16 protein-coding genes and 2 tRNA genes are annotated in these 19,734 nt (G+C 69.2%); 7 read left to right on the plus strand and 11 right to left on the minus strand.

All coding sequences use genetic code 11. The annotated features are described in order from the left end of the window. Positions 1–10 precede the first annotated feature (10 nt). Entirely contained in the window at positions 11–769 is a 759-nt protein-coding gene (locus D3869_RS03045; RefSeq protein ID WP_137138898.1) for a class I SAM-dependent methyltransferase, read from the plus strand. 111 nt (positions 770–880) lie between these two features. Here the strand turns inward: D3869_RS03045 and D3869_RS03050 are convergent. The 4 genes from D3869_RS03050 to D3869_RS03065 all read right to left on the minus strand — a co-directional run bounded on the left by D3869_RS03050 (position 881) and on the right by D3869_RS03065 (position 2,511). After that, positions 881–956 (minus strand) — tRNA-Glu (locus D3869_RS03050). A gap of 38 nt (positions 957–994) precedes the next feature. Beyond that, positions 995–1,070, minus strand: a tRNA-Glu gene (locus D3869_RS03055). A gap of 68 nt (positions 1,071–1,138) precedes the next feature. Then, positions 1,139–2,188 (minus strand): threonine aldolase family protein, encoded by a 1,050-nt coding sequence (locus D3869_RS03060; protein WP_137138899.1) that lies wholly within the window; start codon positions 2,186–2,188, stop codon positions 1,139–1,141. Next, positions 2,185–2,511, minus strand: a complete 327-nt coding sequence (locus D3869_RS03065) for a hypothetical protein (RefSeq protein ID WP_137138900.1) — start codon at positions 2,509–2,511, stop codon at positions 2,185–2,187. The genes D3869_RS03060 and D3869_RS03065 overlap by 4 nt, the downstream gene beginning before the upstream one ends. 46 nt (positions 2,512–2,557) lie before the next feature. Between D3869_RS03065 and D3869_RS03070 the strand changes: the two genes are divergently transcribed. Beyond that, positions 2,558–3,610 (plus strand): RluA family pseudouridine synthase, encoded by a 1,053-nt coding sequence (locus D3869_RS03070; protein WP_137138901.1) that lies wholly within the window; start codon positions 2,558–2,560, stop codon positions 3,608–3,610. Between the two features lie 183 nt (positions 3,611–3,793). Then, positions 3,794–4,678: an RNA polymerase sigma factor RpoH gene (rpoH, locus tag D3869_RS03075; RefSeq protein WP_114860785.1), complete on the plus strand. Its 885-nt coding sequence runs from the start codon at positions 3,794–3,796 to the stop codon at positions 4,676–4,678. 64 nt (positions 4,679–4,742) lie between these two features. Here rpoH and D3869_RS03080 read toward each other — a convergent pair whose 3' ends face one another. From D3869_RS03080 to D3869_RS03095, 4 genes are all read right to left on the minus strand, one after another. Then, positions 4,743–5,270: a hypothetical protein gene (locus D3869_RS03080; protein ID WP_137138902.1), complete on the minus strand. Its 528-nt coding sequence runs from the start codon at positions 5,268–5,270 to the stop codon at positions 4,743–4,745. Between the two features lie 34 nt (positions 5,271–5,304). Then, positions 5,305–7,347 carry a serine/threonine protein kinase gene (locus D3869_RS03085; RefSeq protein WP_137138903.1) on the minus strand — a complete coding sequence of 681 codons (2,043 nt, stop codon included), beginning with the start codon at positions 7,345–7,347 and terminating at the stop codon, positions 5,305–5,307. 203 nt (positions 7,348–7,550) lie between these two features. Beyond that, entirely contained in the window at positions 7,551–8,843 is a 1,293-nt protein-coding gene (locus tag D3869_RS03090; RefSeq protein ID WP_094302913.1) for an adenylosuccinate synthase, read from the minus strand. Between the two features lie 88 nt (positions 8,844–8,931). Further along, the gene (locus D3869_RS03095) at positions 8,932–10,095 is read right to left on the minus strand and encodes an ATP phosphoribosyltransferase regulatory subunit (protein WP_137138904.1); all 1,164 of its coding nucleotides are present in this window, start codon (positions 10,093–10,095) and stop codon (positions 8,932–8,934) included. 292 nt (positions 10,096–10,387) lie between these two features. On the opposite strand from D3869_RS03095, the gene D3869_RS03100 reads away from it, so the two are divergent. Continuing rightward, entirely contained in the window at positions 10,388–12,097 is a 1,710-nt protein-coding gene (locus D3869_RS03100) for a hypothetical protein (RefSeq protein WP_137138905.1), read from the plus strand. Positions 12,098–12,209: 112 nt separating this feature from the next. After that, positions 12,210–13,685 (plus strand): TrkH family potassium uptake protein, encoded by a 1,476-nt coding sequence (locus D3869_RS03105; protein ID WP_247895699.1) that lies wholly within the window; start codon positions 12,210–12,212, stop codon positions 13,683–13,685. Between the two features lie 60 nt (positions 13,686–13,745). Here the strand turns inward: D3869_RS03105 and D3869_RS03110 are convergent, their stop codons facing one another. Together D3869_RS03110 and D3869_RS03115 are read right to left on the minus strand one after the other, a co-directional pair. Continuing rightward, on the minus strand, positions 13,746–14,906 hold the full coding sequence (locus D3869_RS03110) for a phosphoserine transaminase (protein ID WP_137138906.1): 1,161 nt from the start codon (positions 14,904–14,906) through the stop codon (positions 13,746–13,748). Between the two features lie 73 nt (positions 14,907–14,979). After that, the gene (locus D3869_RS03115; protein WP_137138907.1) at positions 14,980–16,116 is read right to left on the minus strand and encodes a sialidase family protein; all 1,137 of its coding nucleotides are present in this window, start codon (positions 16,114–16,116) and stop codon (positions 14,980–14,982) included. A 138-nt stretch (positions 16,117–16,254) separates the two neighbouring features. Between D3869_RS03115 and D3869_RS03120 the strand changes: the two genes are divergently transcribed. Beyond that, positions 16,255–17,271: a radical SAM/SPASM domain-containing protein gene (locus D3869_RS03120; protein ID WP_137138908.1), complete on the plus strand. Its 1,017-nt coding sequence runs from the start codon at positions 16,255–16,257 to the stop codon at positions 17,269–17,271. A gap of 19 nt (positions 17,272–17,290) precedes the next feature. On the opposite strand, the gene D3869_RS03125 is transcribed toward D3869_RS03120, so the two are convergent. After that, positions 17,291–18,637, minus strand: coding sequence for a YihY family inner membrane protein (locus D3869_RS03125; protein ID WP_137138909.1), 1,347 nt, complete (start codon positions 18,635–18,637; stop codon positions 17,291–17,293). Between the two features lie 136 nt (positions 18,638–18,773). On the opposite strand from D3869_RS03125, the gene fabI reads away from it, so the two are divergent. Then, on the plus strand, positions 18,774–19,622 hold the full coding sequence (gene fabI / locus D3869_RS03130) for an enoyl-ACP reductase FabI (RefSeq protein WP_094302920.1): 849 nt from the start codon (positions 18,774–18,776) through the stop codon (positions 19,620–19,622). Positions 19,623–19,734 lie beyond the last annotated feature (112 nt).

Here is a 19,734-nt window from a genome sequence, read left to right on the forward strand (position 1 = left end):
GGGACCACCGATGAGCAGCGCGGACGGAACGAACTCCGACAAGCATTACTGGCACCAGTACGTCGACACCTACCGTCAGGCCTTCCAGACGCTGGGGCCGGTGCGGATCATCCTGGAATACGGGGTGTTCCGGGGCGATTCGATCCGCTGGCTGCGCTCCCAGTTCTCGGACGCCTTCATCATCGGCGCCGACATCCTGGAGCCGCAGCCGGACTGGCCGCAGGACGAGCGCATCCAGTATGTGCGGTTCGACCAGAACGATCCCGACCACATCGGGCGCAGCCTGCGGGCCAACGGCATCAAATTCGATCTCATCATCGAGGACGGCAGCCACATCCCCCAGCATCAGGCCTGGTGCCTGACCCAGTCCCTGCCCCACCTGCGCAGCGGCGGTCTGTACATTCTGGAGGACATCCACACCTCCCACCCGGAGCACAGCCTGTACCGGGCCTATTGCGCCGATTACCCCCGGCCGCCGGCCACCAGCCTTCAGGTGCTCCTCGCCCTCCAGCACATCCGGTCGACGGGGCAGCCGCTGAGCGACGCCATGGCGGCGAATCTGGCCTCCCAGGATTTCTTCACGGCGGACGAGGTGAAGGCGCTGCACGCGGACATCGCCGGGATCGAGCTGTACCGGCGCACCCGCCTGCCCCTGCGCTGCTACAAATGCGGCGGCAGCGATTACGACTACGCGGCGCTGGCCTGCCGCTGCGGCGTTCCGCTTTACGAGACCGCGGACTCCATGTCCTTCCTGATCCGCAAGACCTGACGGGAGGGCGTACCGGAACGGCGCCGGTGCAAGGCGCCAAAACGACGCAAGGCCCCAAAACGACGACGGCCCGCCGAAAGGCGGGCCGTGGATCGTTGATGCCGGAAAGGATGGCGTCCCCTAGGGGATTCGAACCCCTGTTACCGCCGTGAGAGGGCGGTGTCCTAGGCCTCTAGACGAAGGGGACCTTCATCGGGCGATGCTCGGTTGCCAGCCGAACGAAAGTGGCGTCCCCTAGGGGATTCGAACCCCTGTTACCGCCGTGAGAGGGCGGTGTCCTAGGCCTCTAGACGAAGGGGACAGTCTTTCGTCGTCTGACGACGTGGCGTCGTCGGCGTGGCGGGTTTTTAGCGAACCCACCCTGCCCGATCAAGCCTTTTCTGACAGATCTTTGGCGATTTTCAGAAAAGAGTTCACGACGGCCTGCGGCGTGTCGAAGGCGGTGACCAGACGCAGCAGCCCCCCCTCCCAGCGGTAGAAGCGGTAGCCCGCCGCCTCCAACCCGTCGGCCAGCGCGGCGGGGAGACGCACGAAGATCTCGTTGGCCTCCACCGGATAAGCCAGCTCCGCCCCCGGCAGGGCGGCGAGGCCCTGCGACAGCCGGTCGGCCATGGCGTTGGCGTGGCGGGCCAGCCGCAGCCACAGATCGTCGGCCAGCCAGGCGTCGAGCTGCGCCGACAGGAAGCGGCCCTTGGACACCAGATGCCCGGCCCGCTTGCGCAGAAACCCGAAATCCTCGGCCAGCGCCGGGTTGAAGAACACCACGGCCTCCGCGGCGAGGCAGCCGCCCTTGGTGCCGCCCAGCGACAGCACGTCCACCCCGGCCTTCCAGGTCACCTCCGCCGGGGCGCAGCCCAGCCGGGCCACCGCGTTGGCGAAGCGGGCACCGTCCATGTGCACCGCCATGCCGTGGGCGTGGGCGACGTCGGACAGGGCCGCCACCTCCTGCGGCCGGTAGACCGTCCCGGCCTCGGTCGCCTGCGTCAGGCTGAGGGCGGCGGGCTGCACCCGGTGCACCACGCCGATGCCCGCCCCGGCCAGCGCCGCGGTCAGGGCCGTGGGGGTCAGCTTGCCGCCCTCCCCCGCCAGCGGCACCAGCTTGGCCCCGCCGGTGGCCATCTCCGGAGCGCCGCACTCGTCGACGTGGATGTGGCTCTCCTGGTGGCAGTAGACCGCGCCGTAGGGTGGCACCAGCGCCGACAGGGCCAGCGCGTTGGCCGCCGTCCCGGTGGCGACCGGGAACACCGTCACCTCGGCCTCGAAGAGGGCCGACAGGCGGCGGGTCACGCTGGCGGTCCAGGGGTCCTGCCCATAGGGGTCGGCGGACCCGACTGCGGCCGCGGCCAGGGCGTTGACCACCTCCGGCGCGGCGCCGGCCACATTGTCGCTGCGGAAATCGTGCACAAAGGCGTTGGTCATGGCGCGGCGGCTCCGGCGGTGACGGTCACGGCGATGGCGCCGGTGCGCGGGTCCATCACATAAAGACGGTCCGCGGCGTCCGGTATGGTGACGCGGAAGACGACGCGGTTGCCCACCGCCACCGGGTCGCCCAGGCGCGCGCCCGCCGGCAGGCCCAGCGTGATCTCCTCCGTCCGGCCCGCCGGGGGAGCGGCCCGTTCGGTCTCCGCGGCGGCCCGGCGCTCCGGATCGCTGATGCGCTTGTAGAGTTCGACGCCGAGGATCGCGAAGCCGGCGATGATCATCACGCCCATGATGACGACGAGTGCCTTGAGGAACTGCACGGTTTGGGGTCCACTCTCGCGCGAATGTGAGGAGTTTTGCCGAACGATGCCCGAACGCACCGAATTCGACGACGATGAGGACGAATACACCGGAACGGAGGACGGCGAAACCGGCGAAGGCACGCGGCAGCGCTGGACCGTTCCGGAGGAGGCCGGCGGCCAGCGGCTCGACAAGGCCCTGGCCACCGGGCTTCCCGGCCTGTCGCGGTCGCGCGTGCAGGCTCTGCTGGAGAAGGGCTGCGTGCAGGACGGCGGCGGGCGGACGGTCACCGACCCGTCGATGAAGGTCAAGCCCGGACAAACTTTCGACGTTTTCATCCCCGAAGCTGAACCTGCACAGCCCGAGGCCCAGGACATTCCCCTGGACGTGGTCTATGAGGATGAGGACGTGTTGGTGATCGACAAGCCCGCGGGCATGGTGGTCCACCCCGCCGCCGGCAATCCGGACGGCACGCTGGTCAACGCGCTGCTCGCCCATTGCGGCGACAGCCTGTCGGGCATCGGCGGCGTGCGGCGTCCGGGGATCGTCCATCGCCTCGACAAGGACACCAGCGGCCTGATGGTCGTCGCCAAGAACGACCGCGCGCACCACGCGCTGACGGAGCAGTTCTCCGGCCGTACGCTCAGCCGCACCTACCAGGCGCTGGTCTGGGGGGTCCCCTCCCCGCGCGAGGGCCGGATCGAGGGCAACATCGGGCGCAGCAGCAGCGACCGCAAGAAGATGGCTGTGGTCACCGGCGGCGGCAAGCACGCGGCCACCCGCTACCGCGTCGTCCGCTCCTTCGGCACCGCGCTGGCGCTGGTCGAATGCACGCTGGAGACCGGGCGCACCCACCAGATCCGCGTGCACATGGCCCACATCGGCCACCCCATCGTGGGCGACCCGCTCTACGGCAAGGGGCGTGCCGGCCGCGCCGGCGGCAAGCACGCCTCTGCCCTGCCGGAACCCGATCGCGAGCGGTTTGTTGGCTTTCCACGGCAGGCGTTGCACGCCGTGGGATTGACCTTCCGCCATCCCGCAACAGGGGAGACGGTGCGCTTCCAGGCGCCGCTACCCACGGATATTAAAGATTTGTCAGATTTCTTAGAATCGCTGTAATCCACTATACCCGCGCGCAGAAGTCGGTTATTCTTCGCGTCAACAGCCGCCCACGCTCACGCTTGCATCCGGGACCATCCCCGGCGGATCGAACGGGCAAGCGGACGGCGAGGCGGCGCAGAACAGTGAACGGCCGTGTGCCCGTGAGAAGGCACGAACAACAGCCGTCGGAGAGGGTCCAACATGGCGACGATATCCAGCGTTCCGGTCATCAGTTCCGAAAGCAACCTCTCGCGCTACCTCCAGGAAATCCGCAAGTTCCCCATGCTCGCGGCGGAGGAGGAGTACATGCTGGCCAAGCGCTGGCAGGAGATCGAGGATTCGGACGCCGCGCACAAGCTGGTGACCAGCCATCTGCGGCTCGTGGCGAAGATCGCCATGGGCTACCGCGGCTACGGCCTGCCGCTGTCGGAGCTGATCTCCGAGGGCAACGTGGGCATGATGCAGGCGGTGAAGCGGTTCGACCCCGACCGCGGCTTCCGGCTGGCGACCTACGCCATGTGGTGGATTCGCGCCGCCATCCAGGAATACATCCTGCACAGCTGGTCGCTGGTGAAGATGGGCACCACGGCGGCCCAGAAGAAGCTGTTCTTCAACCTGCGCCGCCTCAAGGGCCAGATGCAGGCCATCGAGGAAGGCGACATGTCGCCCGAGCAGGTGCGCCACATCGCCACGACGCTCGACGTGCCGGAGCAGGACGTCGTCAACATGAACCGCCGCCTGGGCGCCCCCGACCATTCGCTGAACGCGCCGCTGCGCGCCGACAGCGAGGGCGAGTGGCAGGACTGGCTGGTCGACGAGACGGCGAACCAGGAAATCTCCCTGGCCGAGAATGAGGAGCTGGGCAAGCGGCGCAAGCTGCTGACCGCCGCCATGGAGAACCTGAACGAGCGCGAGCGCGACATCCTGGTGGAGCGCCGCCTGCGCGACAACCCGACCACGCTGGAGGACCTCTCGCAGAAGTACGGCATCAGCCGCGAGCGCGTCCGCCAGATCGAGGTGCGCGCCTTCGAGAAGCTCCAGAAGGCCATCCGCAACGCCGCGGTGGAGCAGAAGCTGGCCGGGTGACGGTCTCCTCTTAACCCTCTCCCCTCCGGGGAGAGGGGATATCGGAAGCGATCGGGTGGTACCCTCACGCCCCGGCGGGCTCGGCCAGCTGGTCGTGCTCGTCCGGCGACAGGCCGCCCGCCTCGTCGAACAGGTCGCCGGCGACCTCCGGCCCCCATTCCTGGACGAGCCCGACCTTCACGTCCTTCAGCGCGCTCACCCGCTTCTCGGCGCGCATCACCTCGAAATTCGCCACCATCGGCGGAATCCCGAAATAGAGCGCCCAGCCGATCGCCGCGGCGCCGTACATCACCAGCCAGGCCAGCGGGTCCATGAAGATCTTGCCGGCGGCGCCGATCGTGTGGTTGTGCTTCCACAGCTCGATGGCGTAGGGCATGCAGCCGCAGAAATTCAGCCCGCCGACGGTGATCGGCGCCGACTTCTCCGGATCCCGGTCGGTGACGTAGGCGACGATGGTCGGGATCATGCCGATGCCGAACAGGATGGAGGTGGGCAGCACCACCAGACCCGCCGGGATGATCAGCAGGATCAGCGTCAGCATGCTGCCCTTGCGCTTCTTCTTCTTTCCGCCGCTCTTGCCGCCGCGCGCCATGGGTGCCACCCGATCCTTGGTTTGAAGGCCGCCGTCAGAAGGCGAAGAAGAGGATGATGCCGCCGACCAGGATGGTCGACAGCAGGCTCGACACGATGGCCGCCACCTGCCGCCCGGACGATTCGATGATGCTGTTCCGGTCGCCGATGCTCTGCCGCAGCTTGTTGATCTCGGCGTCGGCCTCGCGGTAGGCGATCTGGGCGGCCTCGAACTCCAGCTTGTCGCGGCGCAGCGCCTCCGGATCGTCGACGATCTTCAGCAGATCGCCGAGGCGCCCGTTGTGGGCCGCGGAGTCGGCCTGCTTGCGCACGTTGTCCTGGTGCGGCCGGCTGTGGAAGCGGCGGAAGGCCGGATCGAGCAGTGACACCACCCAGGCGGCGAGGTGCGACAGCCCGTCGGTGCCGGTCCGCGCCTGCACGTCGGCCAGGATGGTCAGCATGGCGATCACCCGGCGCATCGGCTCGATGCTGGAGCCGAGCTGGGTGTAGAGCATCTCGTCGGTCCGCCGGTGCCGCACCGCCAGAAAGGCGGCGATGTGGCGGTCGATGGGATCTTTGTGCCGCTCGCTCCCCGCCCCCATCCAGTCGAGCGCGCGCAGCAGCTCCGCCGGGTTGGTCGGCATCTGCTTGGCAACCAGCGGACTGATGCAGGGCATGGTCGGGTTCATCTCGTAGAGCACGCGCTCCACCCCCAGCCCGTGGCCCGTGCGGTCCAGCAGCCCGCGGACCTGATCGAAGTTCTGCACCATCGGCACGAACTCCGGCCGGAAGTCGCTCTGCACGCTCACCCAGAACATGGGAAGCTGGTTGGCCAGCACCTCGGCGGAGGGCTGGGGCGACTCGCCGCGCAGGAAGGCGTCGGCCAGCATGGTGCCGATGCCGTCGGGCATCATCGCCTTGCCGCGGTAGCGGATGGGCGCCGCGGGGTCCAGCGCCATGCAGACCCGCGACACCAGCCGTTCGGCCATGCTGCCGCCCTTGCCGGTGGTCGAGGCGGTCTGCACCGCGTTCGCCACCGCCTCGGCCCGCGCGTCGTCGCCCATGGAGCGGCGCAGCCACTTGTCCAGCTCGCCGCCCTCGATGACCGTGGCGGCGGGCGCCACATGGCGCGCGAAGGCGCGGGCCAGCGTCCGGCAATGCCAGTAATCCTGCCCCTGGAACTCCAGCGGCCGCGCGGCGCGGCGCGGCACCTGCGGCTGCTTCGGGCTGAGGCGGCGGCCGGCGACCCAGAGGTCGAGGTCCTGGAGCGTCCAGCGCTGCTTGGGATCGTCCACCAGCAGGCCGCGGATCACCTCGCTGATGGCCAGCGGCAGGCGCATCTGGCCGACCAGCGCCGGGTAGGACCCGCGCTCGATCTTGGCCTGGAGGATCGCCTCGTCCTCAAGGGTCGCCACCGGGTTGCGGCCCAGCAGCAGGAGCAGCAGCGTGACGCCGAGCGAATAGAGGTCGTCGGCCATGGTGCCGGAGCCGCGCCCGGCCGGGGAGGCCATGCCCCGCTCCACCGTTTCCAGCAGGACCGGCTGGCCGTAGCCCGGCGGGGTGGACAGGCATTCGCCCAGCATCAGGCTGCTGGAGGCCAGATCGCGGTAGTAGAGGTTGGTCGGCCGGATCGCGCCATGGACCACGCCGCGGCTCGACAGCTCCTTCAGCGCCGCGACCAGCGGGTGGATGATCTGGCGGGTCAGATGGTCTTCGGGGATCGGGTCCGTGGCCTCGGTCAGGCTGTTCATCAGCCGCTTGCCCGCCGGACGCTCGAAGATCATGCAGAGGCGGCGCCCCTGGCTCGCCGGCCAGTCCACCATGCCCCAGTCGAGCAGGCGCATGTGGGCCTGGTTGTCGAGACTGGCAATGGTGGCGGCGATGTCGGTGCGGGCCAGCGTGGCGCCGTGGCCAATGATGGCGAAGGCTTCGGACCGCTTGTCACGCAGCGGCTTGGCCGTGTAGGCGTTGCCGCCGATGGTGTTGAGGGCGGCGAGCGGCGCGTTGGGGTGGATTTCGTACCGCTCGGCCAGCTTGACCGGCTCGGCGTTCGCCATCATCCGATCCGCGGCGGCTGCGGTCATGGCATCGGATGGCATGGCGTTCGAATCCCCGGAGCCTGCGAGCGTGTGCCAGCCTTAGTCGCTCGAAAAGGGCAAACAAATTGTTAACGCGGGGGAAGTGGTCGCATCGGGCCCCCTCCCCGGCCCTCCCCCGCTGACGCGGGAGAGGGAGATCAGTCCCCTCCCTCACCGAAGGTGGGGGAGGGTCAGGGAGGGGGCCTGAGGCCTAGACCGTCACCTCAATCCTGGAACGGGTCGTTCATCAGGATGGTGTCGTCGCGCTCCGGGCTGGTGGACAGCAGGGCCACCGGAGCCTGGATCAGCTCTTCCACATGACGGACGTACTTCACCGCCTGGGCCGGCAGCTCCGCCCAGGAGCGGGCGCCCTGGGTGCTGTCCTTCCAACCCTCGAAGGTCTCGTAGATCGGCTCGACGCGGGCCTGGGCGCCGGCGTTGGCCGGGAAGTAATCCAGCTCCTGCCCGTCCAGACGGTAGCCGACGCACACCTTGATCTCGTCGAAGCCGTCCAGCACGTCCAGCTTGGTCATGGCGATGCCGTCGATGCCGCCGGTCTTCACCGCCTGGCGCACCATCACGGCGTCGAACCAGCCGCAACGGCGCTTGCGGCCGGTGACCACGCCGAACTCCTTGCCGCGCTGGCCGATCAGCTCGCCGACGTCGTCGAACAGCTCGGTCGGGAACGGGCCGGAGCCGACGCGCGTCGTGTAGGCCTTGCAGATGCCCAGCACATAGCCGACGGCGCGCGGGCCCATGCCGCTGCCGGCGGCGGCGTTGCCGGCCACCGTGTTGGAGGAGGTGACGAAGGGATAGGTGCCGTGGTCGATGTCGAGCATCTGGCCCTGGGCGCCTTCGAACAGGATGCGCTTGCCGGCGCGGCGCAGCTCGTCCAGTGTCTTCCAGACGACCGAGGCGTAGGGCAGCACCTGCGGGGTGATCTCGCGCAGCGGGTCCAGCAGGTCCGCCGGCTTCATCTCCGCCGCACCCAGGCCGCGGAGCAGCAGGTTGTGGTGGGCCAGAAGGGCGTCCACCTTCTCCTTCAGGACCGCCTCGTCGCCGAGGTCGCACAGGCGGATGGCCCGGCGGGCCACCTTGTCCTCATAGGCCGGGCCGATGCCGCGGCCGGTCGTGCCGATCTTGCCGGCGCCGCGGGCCTCCTCGCGCGCCTTGTCGAGCGCGCTGTGGACCGGAAGGATCAGCGGAACGTTCTCGGCGACCTGGAGCGTGGCGGGGGACACGTCCACGCCCTGGCTCTTGATCGCCGTCACTTCGCGGATGAAGGCCCAGGGGTCGAAGACGACGCCGTTGCCGATGATCGACAGCTTGTTCGGCCGAACCACGCCCGAAGGCAGCAGGCTCAGCTTGTAGGTCACGCCGTTGATCACCAGCGTGTGGCCGGCGTTGTGACCGCCCTGGAAGCGCACCACCACGTCGGCCCGGCTGGACAGCCAGTCGACGATCTTGCCCTTGCCCTCGTCGCCCCACTGGGCGCCGACCACCGCCACGTTGGCCATGTGTGTCTCCGCAAAAAAAGAAGGCAGAAAGAAAACGTTGCCCATGCAAAGGCGCCCCCGCGGCGCGGGGGTCGCCACTCGTGAAGTCTCAAGTCAGCGGCGTGACCGTGCCGCCGTCCAGCCGGTGGCCGCAGTCCAGCCGCCGGGCCTCCGCCGCCGCGTCCGCCACGGGGGCCAGCCCCGCCACGGTGACCCAGCCCTCGGCGCGCAGCTTGCCCGCCGCGGCCCAGGAGGTGCCATGCGGCACATAAACGCGCTTGGCCGGCTCCGGTGCCGGAACGGCGCGCAGGAGCGTGTCCATGTAGAGGGTGAAACCGGTTCCCGGCTCGCCCTCCTCCTCCACGCCCGGACGCACACCGGCGCGGTAGCGGCCCCCCGCCCCCAGCTCGCCGCGCACATCGCGCGCGAACAGGGTGAAGCTCAGGCCGGTCTGGTACTCGAAGCCGCGGTGCTCCACCAGATCGATGGTGATCGTCAGATCCGGGCGCGCGGCGCGCAGCAGGCCCAGGGCGTCGGTCAGGCGGCGCCGGTCCTTCTCCGCCGTTTCCGGCAGCGGCAGCGCCGACAGCACCTCCATGGCGCGCTCCGCCGGGCCGGAGGCGGCCATCAGCGCGTGCAGCAGCGAGGCCGCCGGACCGCCGACCGCGGTCACCGCCGCCGCGTCCTTCTTGTCCAACGCTTCGCGCAGGCGGGCGGTTTCCTCCTCGCCCAGACCCAGGCCGCGGCAGACCCGCGCCACCATGGTCGGAACGCAGAGGTCCACCGACAGATGCCGCACCCCGACCCCTTCCAGGGCGTGGGCGGCGAGCAGGATCACCTCGGCGTCCGCCTCGGCCTCCAGCGGGCCGATCAGCTCGACGCCGACCTGGGTGATCTGCCGCTCGGGGCGGAGCTGCGAGCCCTTCACGCGCAGCACCGGCCCGGCGTAGCACAGCCGCACCGGGCGGGCGCCGTTCCTCAGGCGCGTCGTCGCGATGCGCACGATCTGCGGGGTGATGTCCGCGCGCACCGCCATCATGCGCTGCGACAGCGGGTCCATCAGCCGGAAGGTCTGCTTCGCCATGGCGGCGCCGGAGCCGGACAGCAGATTGTCCTCGAACTCGACCAGCGGCGGCTCGACGCGCTCATAGCCGTGGGCGGTGAAGTCCGCCAGCAGGCGCGCCACCGCCGCCGCTTCGTGCGCCGCTTCGGGCGGCAGCACGTCGTGCAGGCCGGCGGGCAACAGGGCGGAGCTCAGGGAATCAGCGGGCATGGCCTGCGTCGTCTCGTCGAATGGGTGGCAAACCGTCGGCATGGCGAGAGCCCGCACGTCCGGTGGGCATGCGGTGCTCGGGCATACGGAGCGGGTCAATACCCCACCCCGCCTTCCTCATGCAAACGGAAAAGCCCCGCAGCCCATGCCCGTCTCCCCTGCGCCGACCACAGGCGCCCACCCGGAAAGGTTCGAAACAGAATTGTATTCCAGCCGAATCTTTGTTGAGTTTGATGCGAAACCTCCGGCATCCTGTGTACGAACCGTGCCAGCAGCAGCGGGGAATGGCGCCATGGCACGCCCGTCCGCCAGTTACGAAGTGCAGATCTACCAGCAGGACCACTGGGTCCTCGAAGGCCGCTTCGACAGCGAGGCGGAGGCGCTGGCCTTCGGCCGCAAGGCGCTGTCCGGCGGCCGGATCGAGGGCATGCGGGTGGTGCGCGACTGGCGGCGCCCGGACGGACGCCATGTCGAGACGGAAGTCCATGTGGAGTTCCGTCAGGTCTCGCGGACCGTGGCCGCCGCCGCGATCGACGAGGCGCCGGGACTCTGCCTGACGCTCGACCATTGCTACGGCGTGCAGAGCCGGATGACGATGAACCGCGTCCTGCGCAACTACGTGGAGCGCGCGGTGGTCACCCCGACCGAGGTGCTGCACAACCACGCGGAGCTGGCGCGGCTTCTCAACACGGACAACCTCGTGCCCACCGCGGTCGGGCGGGTCGCGGCACTCCAGGCGGAGAAGGCCGGGACCGACGGGCGCGGGCGGCGCGACGCGCTGAACCTGCTTATGCACGAACTGACCGACCGGGCGCGCGCCGCCGCCGCGCGCAAGGACCTGCCGGCCATCGCCGCCACCGGCTTCCGCCCCATGTTCGACCGTCTGGATTCGAGCCTGCCGGCGGCGGAGCGCGACTTCCTCGCCCGCGTGGTGCTGTCGCGCGAGCTGGTGCAAATGCGCAACTGGCTGGCCAAGCTTGATTTTCTCGGCGAATTGGCGCGCGAGGACGGGGCCGCGGCGGACCGCCCGTTGGGGCTGCTCGACGGCGTGATCGCCGACGTCCTGGGTGCCCCCTCGGTCGCGCAGGAGCTTCTCGGCGTCCAGGGCAGCCTCGCGGAGGCGCTGTGCAACCTGATCGACCTGTCGCGGGGCCGCCTGTCCCCGGCCAAGCGGGCGGAGGACGACCGCGCCGTCCAGTTGAACGAGCTTCTCGCCTTCCATGACCTGGACCAGACGCGGCTGGTCATCCTGGATCTGGTGCGCCGGCAGTTGAAGGGCACGCAGCCCCTTTATCGCTCCGACCCGTCGCTGGAGATGGAGGCCTTCCAGGAGATCCTGAAGCGCACGCTCGGCCCCGACGGGCCGGTCGGTGGCGGGCCGATGGCCGAGGCGCTGGTCCTGCGCTACCTGCGCTTCCTGGAGGGCGGCGGGGCGCCGGGCCGCAAGCAGGCCATCGCGGAGGTGGCCGGCCGCATCCCCGACGCGCGGGATCGGGTGCGCTTCCTGCTGGCGCTCGCCGACTCCGACCTCGGCCATGGGCACGCCGGGGACATCGCCCGGCTGCTTCACGGGCTGACCGGCACCCCGGCGGGTTATGGCCGCTTCATCCACCCCCGCCTGCCGCCCCGCGACAATCTGGAAGCGCTGACCCTGCTCTACTGCCAGGCCGCCGAGTCGGCGCTGCCGGAGGAGGCGCGGACCCGCCTGACCGGCGACCTCGACGCGCTTCTGGTGGCCTACATCACCGAGGAGCGGGTGGTGGAGCGGCTGGACGATCCCGGCGACGCGCTGCGGCTGCGCGCGAACCGTCTGCTGCAGGTCTGCGCGCCGGGCATCCTGCGCAGCCGGCGTGCGCTGGAGATGGTCCGGCGCCGCGTGGTCGAGCATCTCCGCCAGCCGCAGTTCGACCGGAAATATGTGGAGGATCTGCCCGACGCGGCGGCGCAGCAGCGCGCCCTGCGGGAATTCTACCGCATGTTGGGAGAAGCCGGATTCGTCTGATCCGCCGCTTGGATGCGGATGGACAGCACCCGCCCCTTTGGATAATCAGCGCATCACATCGGGAAAAGACGGGGCGCCGCATCCGGCCCCCGCGGCGACGAAGGGCACAGCCTTGGGCAATGGCGTCGGCAATGGAATTGCGCTGGGACCGGTATTCCACATCATCGGCATCCTTCTGACCATCCTCGGGCTGGGCATGCTGGCACCGGCGCTGGCCGACGCCGCGGCGGGCAACAGCGACTGGACGGCCTTCGTCGGCTCCAGCGCGGCGACGCTGGCGGTCAGCGGCGGTATGGTGCTGGCGACGTCGAGCAAGGAGCACACGCGCTTCACCGTGAAGCAGCATTTCCTGCTGACCACGCTGTCCTGGTGCGTCCTGGCGGCCTTCGGCGCCCTGCCCTTCATGATCTCCGCCGCCCGCCTGTCCTTCACCGACGCCTATTACGAGGCGATGTCGGGCCTGTCCACCACCGGAGGCACGGTGATCGTCGGGCTGGACGACGCCCCGCCGGGGGTCCTGCTGTGGCGCTCGCTGCTGAACTGGTTCGGCGGCGTCGGCATCATCGTCATGGCGATCGCGGTGCTGCCCATCCTGCGGGTCGGCGGCATGCAGCTGTTCCGCACCGAATCCTCCGACAAGGGCGACAAGCCCTTCGCCACGGTGCAGGACACCGCCGGCGCCATCGCCATGACCTATCTGGCGCTGACCGTTCTGTCGGCGGTGGCCTACCACTTGGCGGGCATGACATGGTTCGACGCGATCAACCACGCCATGGCCTCCATCGCCACGGGCGGCTTCTCGACCAAGGACGCCTCGCTCGGCTGGTTCGACTCCCACGCGGTGCTGTGGGTGGCGACGTTCTCGATGATCTCCGGGGCCTTGCCGCTGACCTGGTACATCCGCCTTCTGCGCGGCCAGCGCAACGCGCCGGTCTTCGGTGACAGCCAGGTGAACGCGCTGCTGGCGATCCTCCTGGTGGCCGGCGTCGCCATGACGGTGTGGGCCTTCACCGTGGTCGGCCTGCCTTTCTGGGACGCGCTCAGCCATTCGGCGGTGAACGTCACCTCGATCATCACCGGGACCGGCTTCGTCTCCACCGACTATTCGACCTGGGGCAGCTTCGCCGTCGTCGCCTTTTTCTTCTTCTACTTCATCGGCGGCTGCACCGGATCGACGGCGGGGTCGATCAAGGTCTTCCGCTGGCAGGTGCTGGCCCTGTCGATGCTGAACCAGATGCAGCGGATGCTGAAGCCGAACCGCGTGCTGGTCCCGCTCTACCAGGGCAAGGTGCTGGACGAGGATGTGGTCGGCTCCGTCATCAACCTCGCCTTCGCCTTCATGGCGGCCTTCGGCATCCTGTCGCTGCTGGTCGCCGCGATGGGCGTGGACTATCTGAGCGCGGCCAGCGCCGTCGCCTCCGCGCTCGCCAACGCCGGGCCGGGGCTGGGGCCGGTGGTCGGCCCGTCGGGCACCATGGCCCCCCTGCCCGACGCCGCGAAATGGGTGCTGAGCTTCGCCATGCTGCTGGGCCGGCTGGAGGTCTTCACGGTGCTGGTGCTGATCCTGCCGAGCTTCTGGCGGGATTGAGCGGGCCATGAAAATGGCCGCGCCTGCGTGGCGCGGCCTTCCTTTTCGGCCCTGTACGACTCAGCGCCCGAAAGTCTCCGCCTTGACCGTGGCGAAGGCCCAGTCGAGCCAGGGCAGGACCGCCTCCATGTCCTCGTTCTCCACCGTGGCACCGCCCCACAGGCGCAGGCCCGGAGGGGCGTCGCGGTAGGAGCCGGCGTCGAAGGCGGCCTCCTCCTTCTCCAGAAGGGCGGCGAGCTTCTTGGCGAAGTCCGCCTGGGCCTCCGGCGTCAGGGCGGTCACCTCGGGGTCGATGAAACGCAGGCAGATCGAGGTGCAGGAGCGCGTCGCCGGATCGTCCGCCAGGAAGCCGGCCCAGGTCGAGGCCGCCACCCATTCCGAGACGATGCGCAGGTTCTGCTCCGACCGGCGGATGAGCTGGGTCAGGCCGCCGACGGACAGCGACCAGCGCAGCCCGTCGATGGCGTCCTCCACGCAGAGCATGGACGGCGTGTTGATGGTATCGCCGACAAAGATGCCCTCGATCAGCTTCCCGCCACTGGTCAGGCGGAAGATCTTGGGCAGCGGGCGGTCGGGCTGGAAGCTCTCCAGCCGGGCCACGGCGCGCGGGCTGAGCACCAGCATGCCGTGCGCGGCCTCGCCGCCCAGCACCTTCTGCCAGGACCAGGTGGCGACGTCGATCTTGCTCCACGGAATGTCCATGGCGAAGGCGGCGGAGGTCGCGTCGCAGATCGACAGACCCTGGCGGTCCGCCGGAATCCAGTCGCCGTCCGGCACCCGCACGCCCGACGTCGTGCCGTTCCAGGTGAACACCACGTCGCGGCTGAAATCGGCCTGCGACAGGTCCGGCAGTTCGCCGTAGGGGGCCTGGATGGTCCGCACGTCGGACATGCGGAGCTGCTTGGTGACGTCGGTCACCCACTCCTTGCCGAAGCTCTCCCAGGCCACCATCTCGACGCCGCGCTCACCCAGCAGGTTCCACAGCGCCATCTCCACCGCGCCGGTGTCGGAGGCCGGAACGATGCCGATGCGGTAGTCGCCGGGGATCGCCAGCACGGCGCGGGTCAGGTCGATGACCTCCTTCAGCTTCGCCTTGCCCGGCTTCGAGCGGTGGGAGCGGCCGAGCAGCGCGCCGTCCAGGGCGTCCAGCGACCAGCCGGGCCGCTTGGCGCAGGGGCCGGAGGAAAACAGCGGGTTCGACGGCCGGCGGGCGGGCTTCATGGACACTCTACTCCCCAAACCATGGGATTGCGGTATGGCCGGGGACGATAGGAGGTGCGCGAAGGCCCGTCAATCAGCCGCTCACGCGCAGCAGCGTCGCCTGGATGTGCCGGATGCCCGCCGCGTCGCAGATGTAGTAGCAGACCGCCACCCGCCCGTCCGCCAGAACGGTCGCCCAGGGATAGCCGACGTCGGGCGATGGCGCGTCGGCGCGGATCACGATCTCCGGTGCGGCCTCCAGCGTCTCCCGCCGGCAATCCCAGACGCGGGCGCGCACGCCGTAGGGCCGGTGGCGGTAACCGTAGACGACGAGCAGCCGCCCGTCCGGCAGCGGACAGGCGTCGTAGGGATGCCCGATGACCGCGTTTTCGATCCAGGGCGCCCAGCTTTCCCCGAGGTCGTGGGAGACGGAGGTGGCGAGGCGGTCGCCCAGCCCGGTGGTGCGGTGGAAGGCGACCAGCTGCCCGTCCGCGGTCAGGTGCAGGGCGGTCTCGCAGAAGCCGGCCCGTCCCGCCGGATCGCGCGCGATGGTGCTGCGCAGAGCCCAGCTTTCCCCCCGGTCGCGGGAGGCGAACAGATAGCTGGTGTAGGGGCCGCCGGTGTAGGTCGCCATCAGCAGCGTGCCGTCCGGCGCCTCCACCGCCCGCCCGCGCACCGCACCGCCCAGCATCGGGCGCAGGCCGGGCAGGATCGGCCCCTGGTCCGGCAGCTCCGGCAGGTAGCGGTGCGCCGACCAGTGCCGCCCGCCGTCGTCGCTGAGCCGGGTGCTGCCGCCCCAGAACAGGAAGAAGGTGCCCGACGTCCCGGCGTCGCCCAGCAGGTGGACGCCCTTCTCGCGCAGCCGCAGGCCGTGGCGCGCCGACATCGGGTACCAGCCGAAGCTGCCCAGGACGATCCGCCCCGAGCGCAGGACCAGCAGGCTGGGGTCCTGGTCGCCGGCCTCCGGGTCGGTGGGCAGCGGCTGCGGCGCGCCCTCCGGCTCGAAATCCGGGGTGAAGCGCTGGATCACGAGGTGGGAGCGCGAGTCCACATGGTCGACGCTGCTGAAGTCGCCGCTGCCCTCGGCAGGCTCCCCGTGCAGCCAGCGGTGATCGCGGGCGCGCCGGAAGGCCACCAGAACCCGCCCATCGGCCAGAGTCGCCGCGGAGGGAAAGGACGCGTAGAAGCGGCGGTCGCTGTAGACGACGCGATGCGAAAGACTGTCGAGCATACCCCTGGAATCCACCTTGCGCCCGCGGCATTGGGGGCGCGCGGCCAATGTCCGGTTGCCGGAATGAAGGATTCCTTTACGGTACGCGTGATCCCTTGCTAGTCACACCGCTTTCCGCAGCCCTGCCCGGCGAAGGTCATGACCGAAGTGAGCACCGAAGCGGCCGCCCCCGCGAACATTCCCTACGGCCGCCACCGCGACCGCAACGACCTGTCGCAGGTGCTCCCGCTGACCACACCCTTCTCGCTGCTGATCGACCCGTCGAACGGCTGCAACTTCCGCTGCGTCTTCTGCGCCACCGGCAACCCCGACCTGCTGAAGGAGGTCGGCCGGCCGCGCGGCGCCATGAAGTTCGACCTGTTCCGCAAGATCGCCGACGACATCGCCGCGTTCGACGCGCCGATCAAATCCGTCCACCTCTACAAGGACGGCGAGCCGCTGGTGAACACGCGGATCGAACACATGGTGCATCGTCTGAAGTCGCAGGGCCTCGCCCGCCATGTCGAGATGACCAGCAACGGCTCCCTGCTGACGCCGGAGCGGGCGGACGCCCTGCTGGCCGCCGGGCTGGACGCCATGCGCGTCTCCGTCTACGGGGCCAGCGACGCCATGTACAAGCGCATCACCCGGCGCTTCGACCGCTTCCAGACCATCGTCGACAACGTGGCCTATCTCTACCGCCGCAAGACCGAGCTGGGCCGCGACTTCCACCTCCACTGCAAGATCATCAACGTGGAACTGACGGAGGAGGAGCGGCAGAGCTTCATCGACACCTTCACGCCGATCGTCGACAGCCTGTTCGTCCACCCCCTGCACGGCGAAGCGCTGGCCGAGGAGAGCGCCTTCGCCGCCGCCCCGGACACCGCCCGCAAGGTCTGCTCCGAGCCCTTCCTGAAGCTGGCCATCAACTTCAACGGCGAGGTGTCGGTCTGCTGCGCCGACTGGCGCATGGGAACCATCGTCGGCAACGTCGCGGAGGAGTCGCTGCGCGACATCTGGAACGGCGAGCGGCTGCGCGATTTCCGGCTGAAGCATCTGGAGGGCCGGCGCGACGAGATCGAGGCCTGCCGCGGCTGCTCCTACGTCCAGACCCTGCCCGCCGACAACAACCTGGACGGCTTCGCGGCGGACCTCATCGCCAAGTACCGGGTTTAAGCGCCCAAAATACCGGCGTTTAGGGCCAGCGCTTCGCGCGCAGCGGCACCGCGCCGGAGCCCTCCCCCGCCGCCGTCCCGGACTCCTGCGGGTCCGGCTCCCGCGGCTCCGATTCGAGCGGCTCCGCCTCCAGCGGCCGGTCGGACAGCAGGTCCTTGATCGGCACGCCGAGGATCTCCTCCTGGTCGCGCTCCGCCTGCTCCAGCAGCTGGGCCGTGCGGTCCTGCCAGGGCAGCTCCAGCCCGCCCAGCCCGCGGACGGAGCCGCGCAGGCCGATGCCCAGCGCCTTCATCAGGTCGAACAGCGTGGCCTCGCTCAGGTCGCGGGTGACGACCCAGGCGTTGTGCGTGGTGTGGGCCACCCAATGGGCGTCGCGAAGCTGCTCCAGGATGCCGTCGATCAGCACCGTGCCGACCGGCACGCGCCCGACCAGCGTCCGCCGCCGCAGGCCGACGCCGAGCCGCGTGCCCTCCATAAGCTCGTGCAGGACGGCCAGCGCCAGCCCCAGCCGCTGGGCGGGCAGAAGCCCCTCCGGCCCGCCGCGGGTGATCTTGCCGGCCCGCCATTCGGGCAGCGAGGCGGTGATGACCGCGCCGAACAGCACGGTAGACCAGGCGATGTACAGCCAGAACAGGAAGATCGGCACGGTCGCCAGCGCGCCATAGATGGTCTGGTAGGCCGGGAACTCCTTCATGTACATGGCGAAGCCGGCCTTGGACGTCTCCAGCAGCAGCGAGGCCACCGCCCCGCCGCAGGCCGCGTCCATCCAGCCGACGTCCCGGTTCGGGATGATGACGTAGAGCAGCGTGCAGCCGACGAGCTGCAGCATAAAGGGCAGGATCGCCCCGATCCCCACCAACGGGTCGGCGAAGCCCTCCAGATGGGCGAACTGGAGCACCGCCCACAGGGTGCTGGACAGCGACAGGCTGGCGCCGGCGAACAGCGGGCTCAACGACACCACCGCCCAGAAGGACAGGATGCGGGTGACGTAGGAGCGCGGTTCGCGCACCCGCCAGACGGTGGCGAAGGAGCCCTCGATGGTCCAGATCAGCAGAACGGCGGAGATCGCCAGCCCGAGGATCCCGAACACCGGCATCTGCCCGGCGTTGGCCATGAAGGCCGCCAGATACTGCAGGATGGCGTCGCTGTTCTCCGGCACGAGATTCTTGAACAGCAGCGTCTGGATGCGCGACTGCAGCGCGTTGAAGGCGGGAAAGGCGGAAAAGATCGCGAAGCCGATGGTCATCAGCGGCACCAGCGCCAGCAGCGAGGTGTAGGTCAGCGAGGCCGCGGTCTGGAAACAGTTGTCGTTGTAGAAGCGCATGGAGGAATAGGCGATGAAGCCGCCGATTTCCCGAACGCGCACAAAGGGGTTCCAGGCCCCTTTCGAAGTGCCTTCGGTTTCAGCCACAGGACGCCTCCCGCCTTGGTTTGACCGGGCCGGTCTTTCGTGTAGGATGCGGCCCACTTTTCAAAGCATACTCTGGATGCACGAGGTACGGATGTCCAACCCGAAGCCGCTCATGGACGGCAAGCGCGGCCTGATCATGGGCGTGGCGAACGATCGTTCGATCGCCTGGGGAATTGCCTCCACGCTGGCGCAGCACGGCGCCGAGCTGGCCTTCACCTATCAGGGCGACGCGCTGCTGAAGCGCGTGAAGCCGCTGGCCGAACAGGTCAAGGCCCCGCTGCTGCTGCCCTGCGACGTCACCGACGAGGCCAGCGTCGACGCGACCTTCGCCGCCATCGAGAAGGAATGGGGCAAGCTGGACTTCCTGGTTCATGCGATCGCTTTTTCCGACAAGAACGAGCTGGACGGCCTCTATCTCGACACGACGCGGGCCAACTTCCTGCGCACCATGGACATCTCCTGCTACTCCTTCACCGCGGTGGCGCAGCGCGCCGTTCCGCTGATGAAGGACGGCGGCAGCCTGCTCACCCTCTCCTACTACGGCGCCGAGCGCGTGATGCCCCACTACAACGTGATGGGCGTCGCCAAAGCCGCGCTGGAGGCGAGCGTGCGTTACCTGGCCGTCGATTTGGGCGGTCGGGACATCCGCGTCAATGCCATCTCCGCCGGTCCGATCAAGACGCTGGCCGCCAGCGGCATCGGCGACTTCCGCTATATTCTGAAGTGGAACGAGCTGAACGCCCCGCTGAAGCGCAACGTCACCATCGGCGAGGTCGGCGGCGCCGGCCTGTTCCTGCTGAGCGATCTCGGCACCGGCGTGACCGGCGAGGTCATGCACGTCGACTCCGGCTATCACACGGTCGGCATGGTCGCGGTGGACGCGGCGGCCGAGGTGTCGCAGCTCCTGGGGTCGCTGGGCGGCGCCGGCAAGCCCGCCTGATCCCAGGCCTATGGCGACGGCGGGCGCGTCCGGTTCGTTCCGGAACGCCCGCCGGAAACGCCCTTACCCCATTTGAGACATTTTTTACCGAACGTCGTATTACCTACTTTTG

Source organism: Azospirillum brasilense (genome assembly GCF_005222205.1).
In the GTDB taxonomy this organism is placed as follows: domain Bacteria; phylum Pseudomonadota; class Alphaproteobacteria; order Azospirillales; family Azospirillaceae; genus Azospirillum; species Azospirillum brasilense_G.

What these genes read in the sequence shown, in the direction of transcription:
- D3869_RS03045 (WP_137138898.1), top strand. Translation starts at nt 11, where the DNA reads ATGAGCAGCGCGGACGGAACGAACTCCGACAAGCATTACTGGCACCAG.
- D3869_RS03060 (WP_137138899.1), bottom strand. Translation starts at nt 2,188, where the DNA reads ATGACCAACGCCTTTGTGCACGATTTCCGCAGCGACAATGTGGCCGGC.
- D3869_RS03070 (WP_137138901.1), top strand. Translation starts at nt 2,558, where the DNA reads ATGCCCGAACGCACCGAATTCGACGACGATGAGGACGAATACACCGGA.
- rpoH (WP_114860785.1), top strand. Translation starts at nt 3,794, where the DNA reads ATGGCGACGATATCCAGCGTTCCGGTCATCAGTTCCGAAAGCAACCTC.
- D3869_RS03080 (WP_137138902.1), bottom strand. Translation starts at nt 5,270, where the DNA reads ATGGCGCGCGGCGGCAAGAGCGGCGGAAAGAAGAAGAAGCGCAAGGGC.
- D3869_RS03085 (WP_137138903.1), bottom strand. Translation starts at nt 7,347, where the DNA reads ATGCCATCCGATGCCATGACCGCAGCCGCCGCGGATCGGATGATGGCG.
- D3869_RS03090 (WP_094302913.1), bottom strand. Translation starts at nt 8,843, where the DNA reads ATGGCCAACGTGGCGGTGGTCGGCGCCCAGTGGGGCGACGAGGGCAAG.
- D3869_RS03095 (WP_137138904.1), bottom strand. Translation starts at nt 10,095, where the DNA reads ATGCCCGCTGATTCCCTGAGCTCCGCCCTGTTGCCCGCCGGCCTGCAC.
- D3869_RS03100 (WP_137138905.1), top strand. Translation starts at nt 10,388, where the DNA reads ATGGCACGCCCGTCCGCCAGTTACGAAGTGCAGATCTACCAGCAGGAC.
- D3869_RS03110 (WP_137138906.1), bottom strand. Translation starts at nt 14,906, where the DNA reads ATGAAGCCCGCCCGCCGGCCGTCGAACCCGCTGTTTTCCTCCGGCCCC.
- D3869_RS03115 (WP_137138907.1), bottom strand. Translation starts at nt 16,116, where the DNA reads ATGCTCGACAGTCTTTCGCATCGCGTCGTCTACAGCGACCGCCGCTTC.
- D3869_RS03120 (WP_137138908.1), top strand. Translation starts at nt 16,255, where the DNA reads ATGACCGAAGTGAGCACCGAAGCGGCCGCCCCCGCGAACATTCCCTAC.
- fabI (WP_094302920.1), top strand. Translation starts at nt 18,774, where the DNA reads ATGTCCAACCCGAAGCCGCTCATGGACGGCAAGCGCGGCCTGATCATG.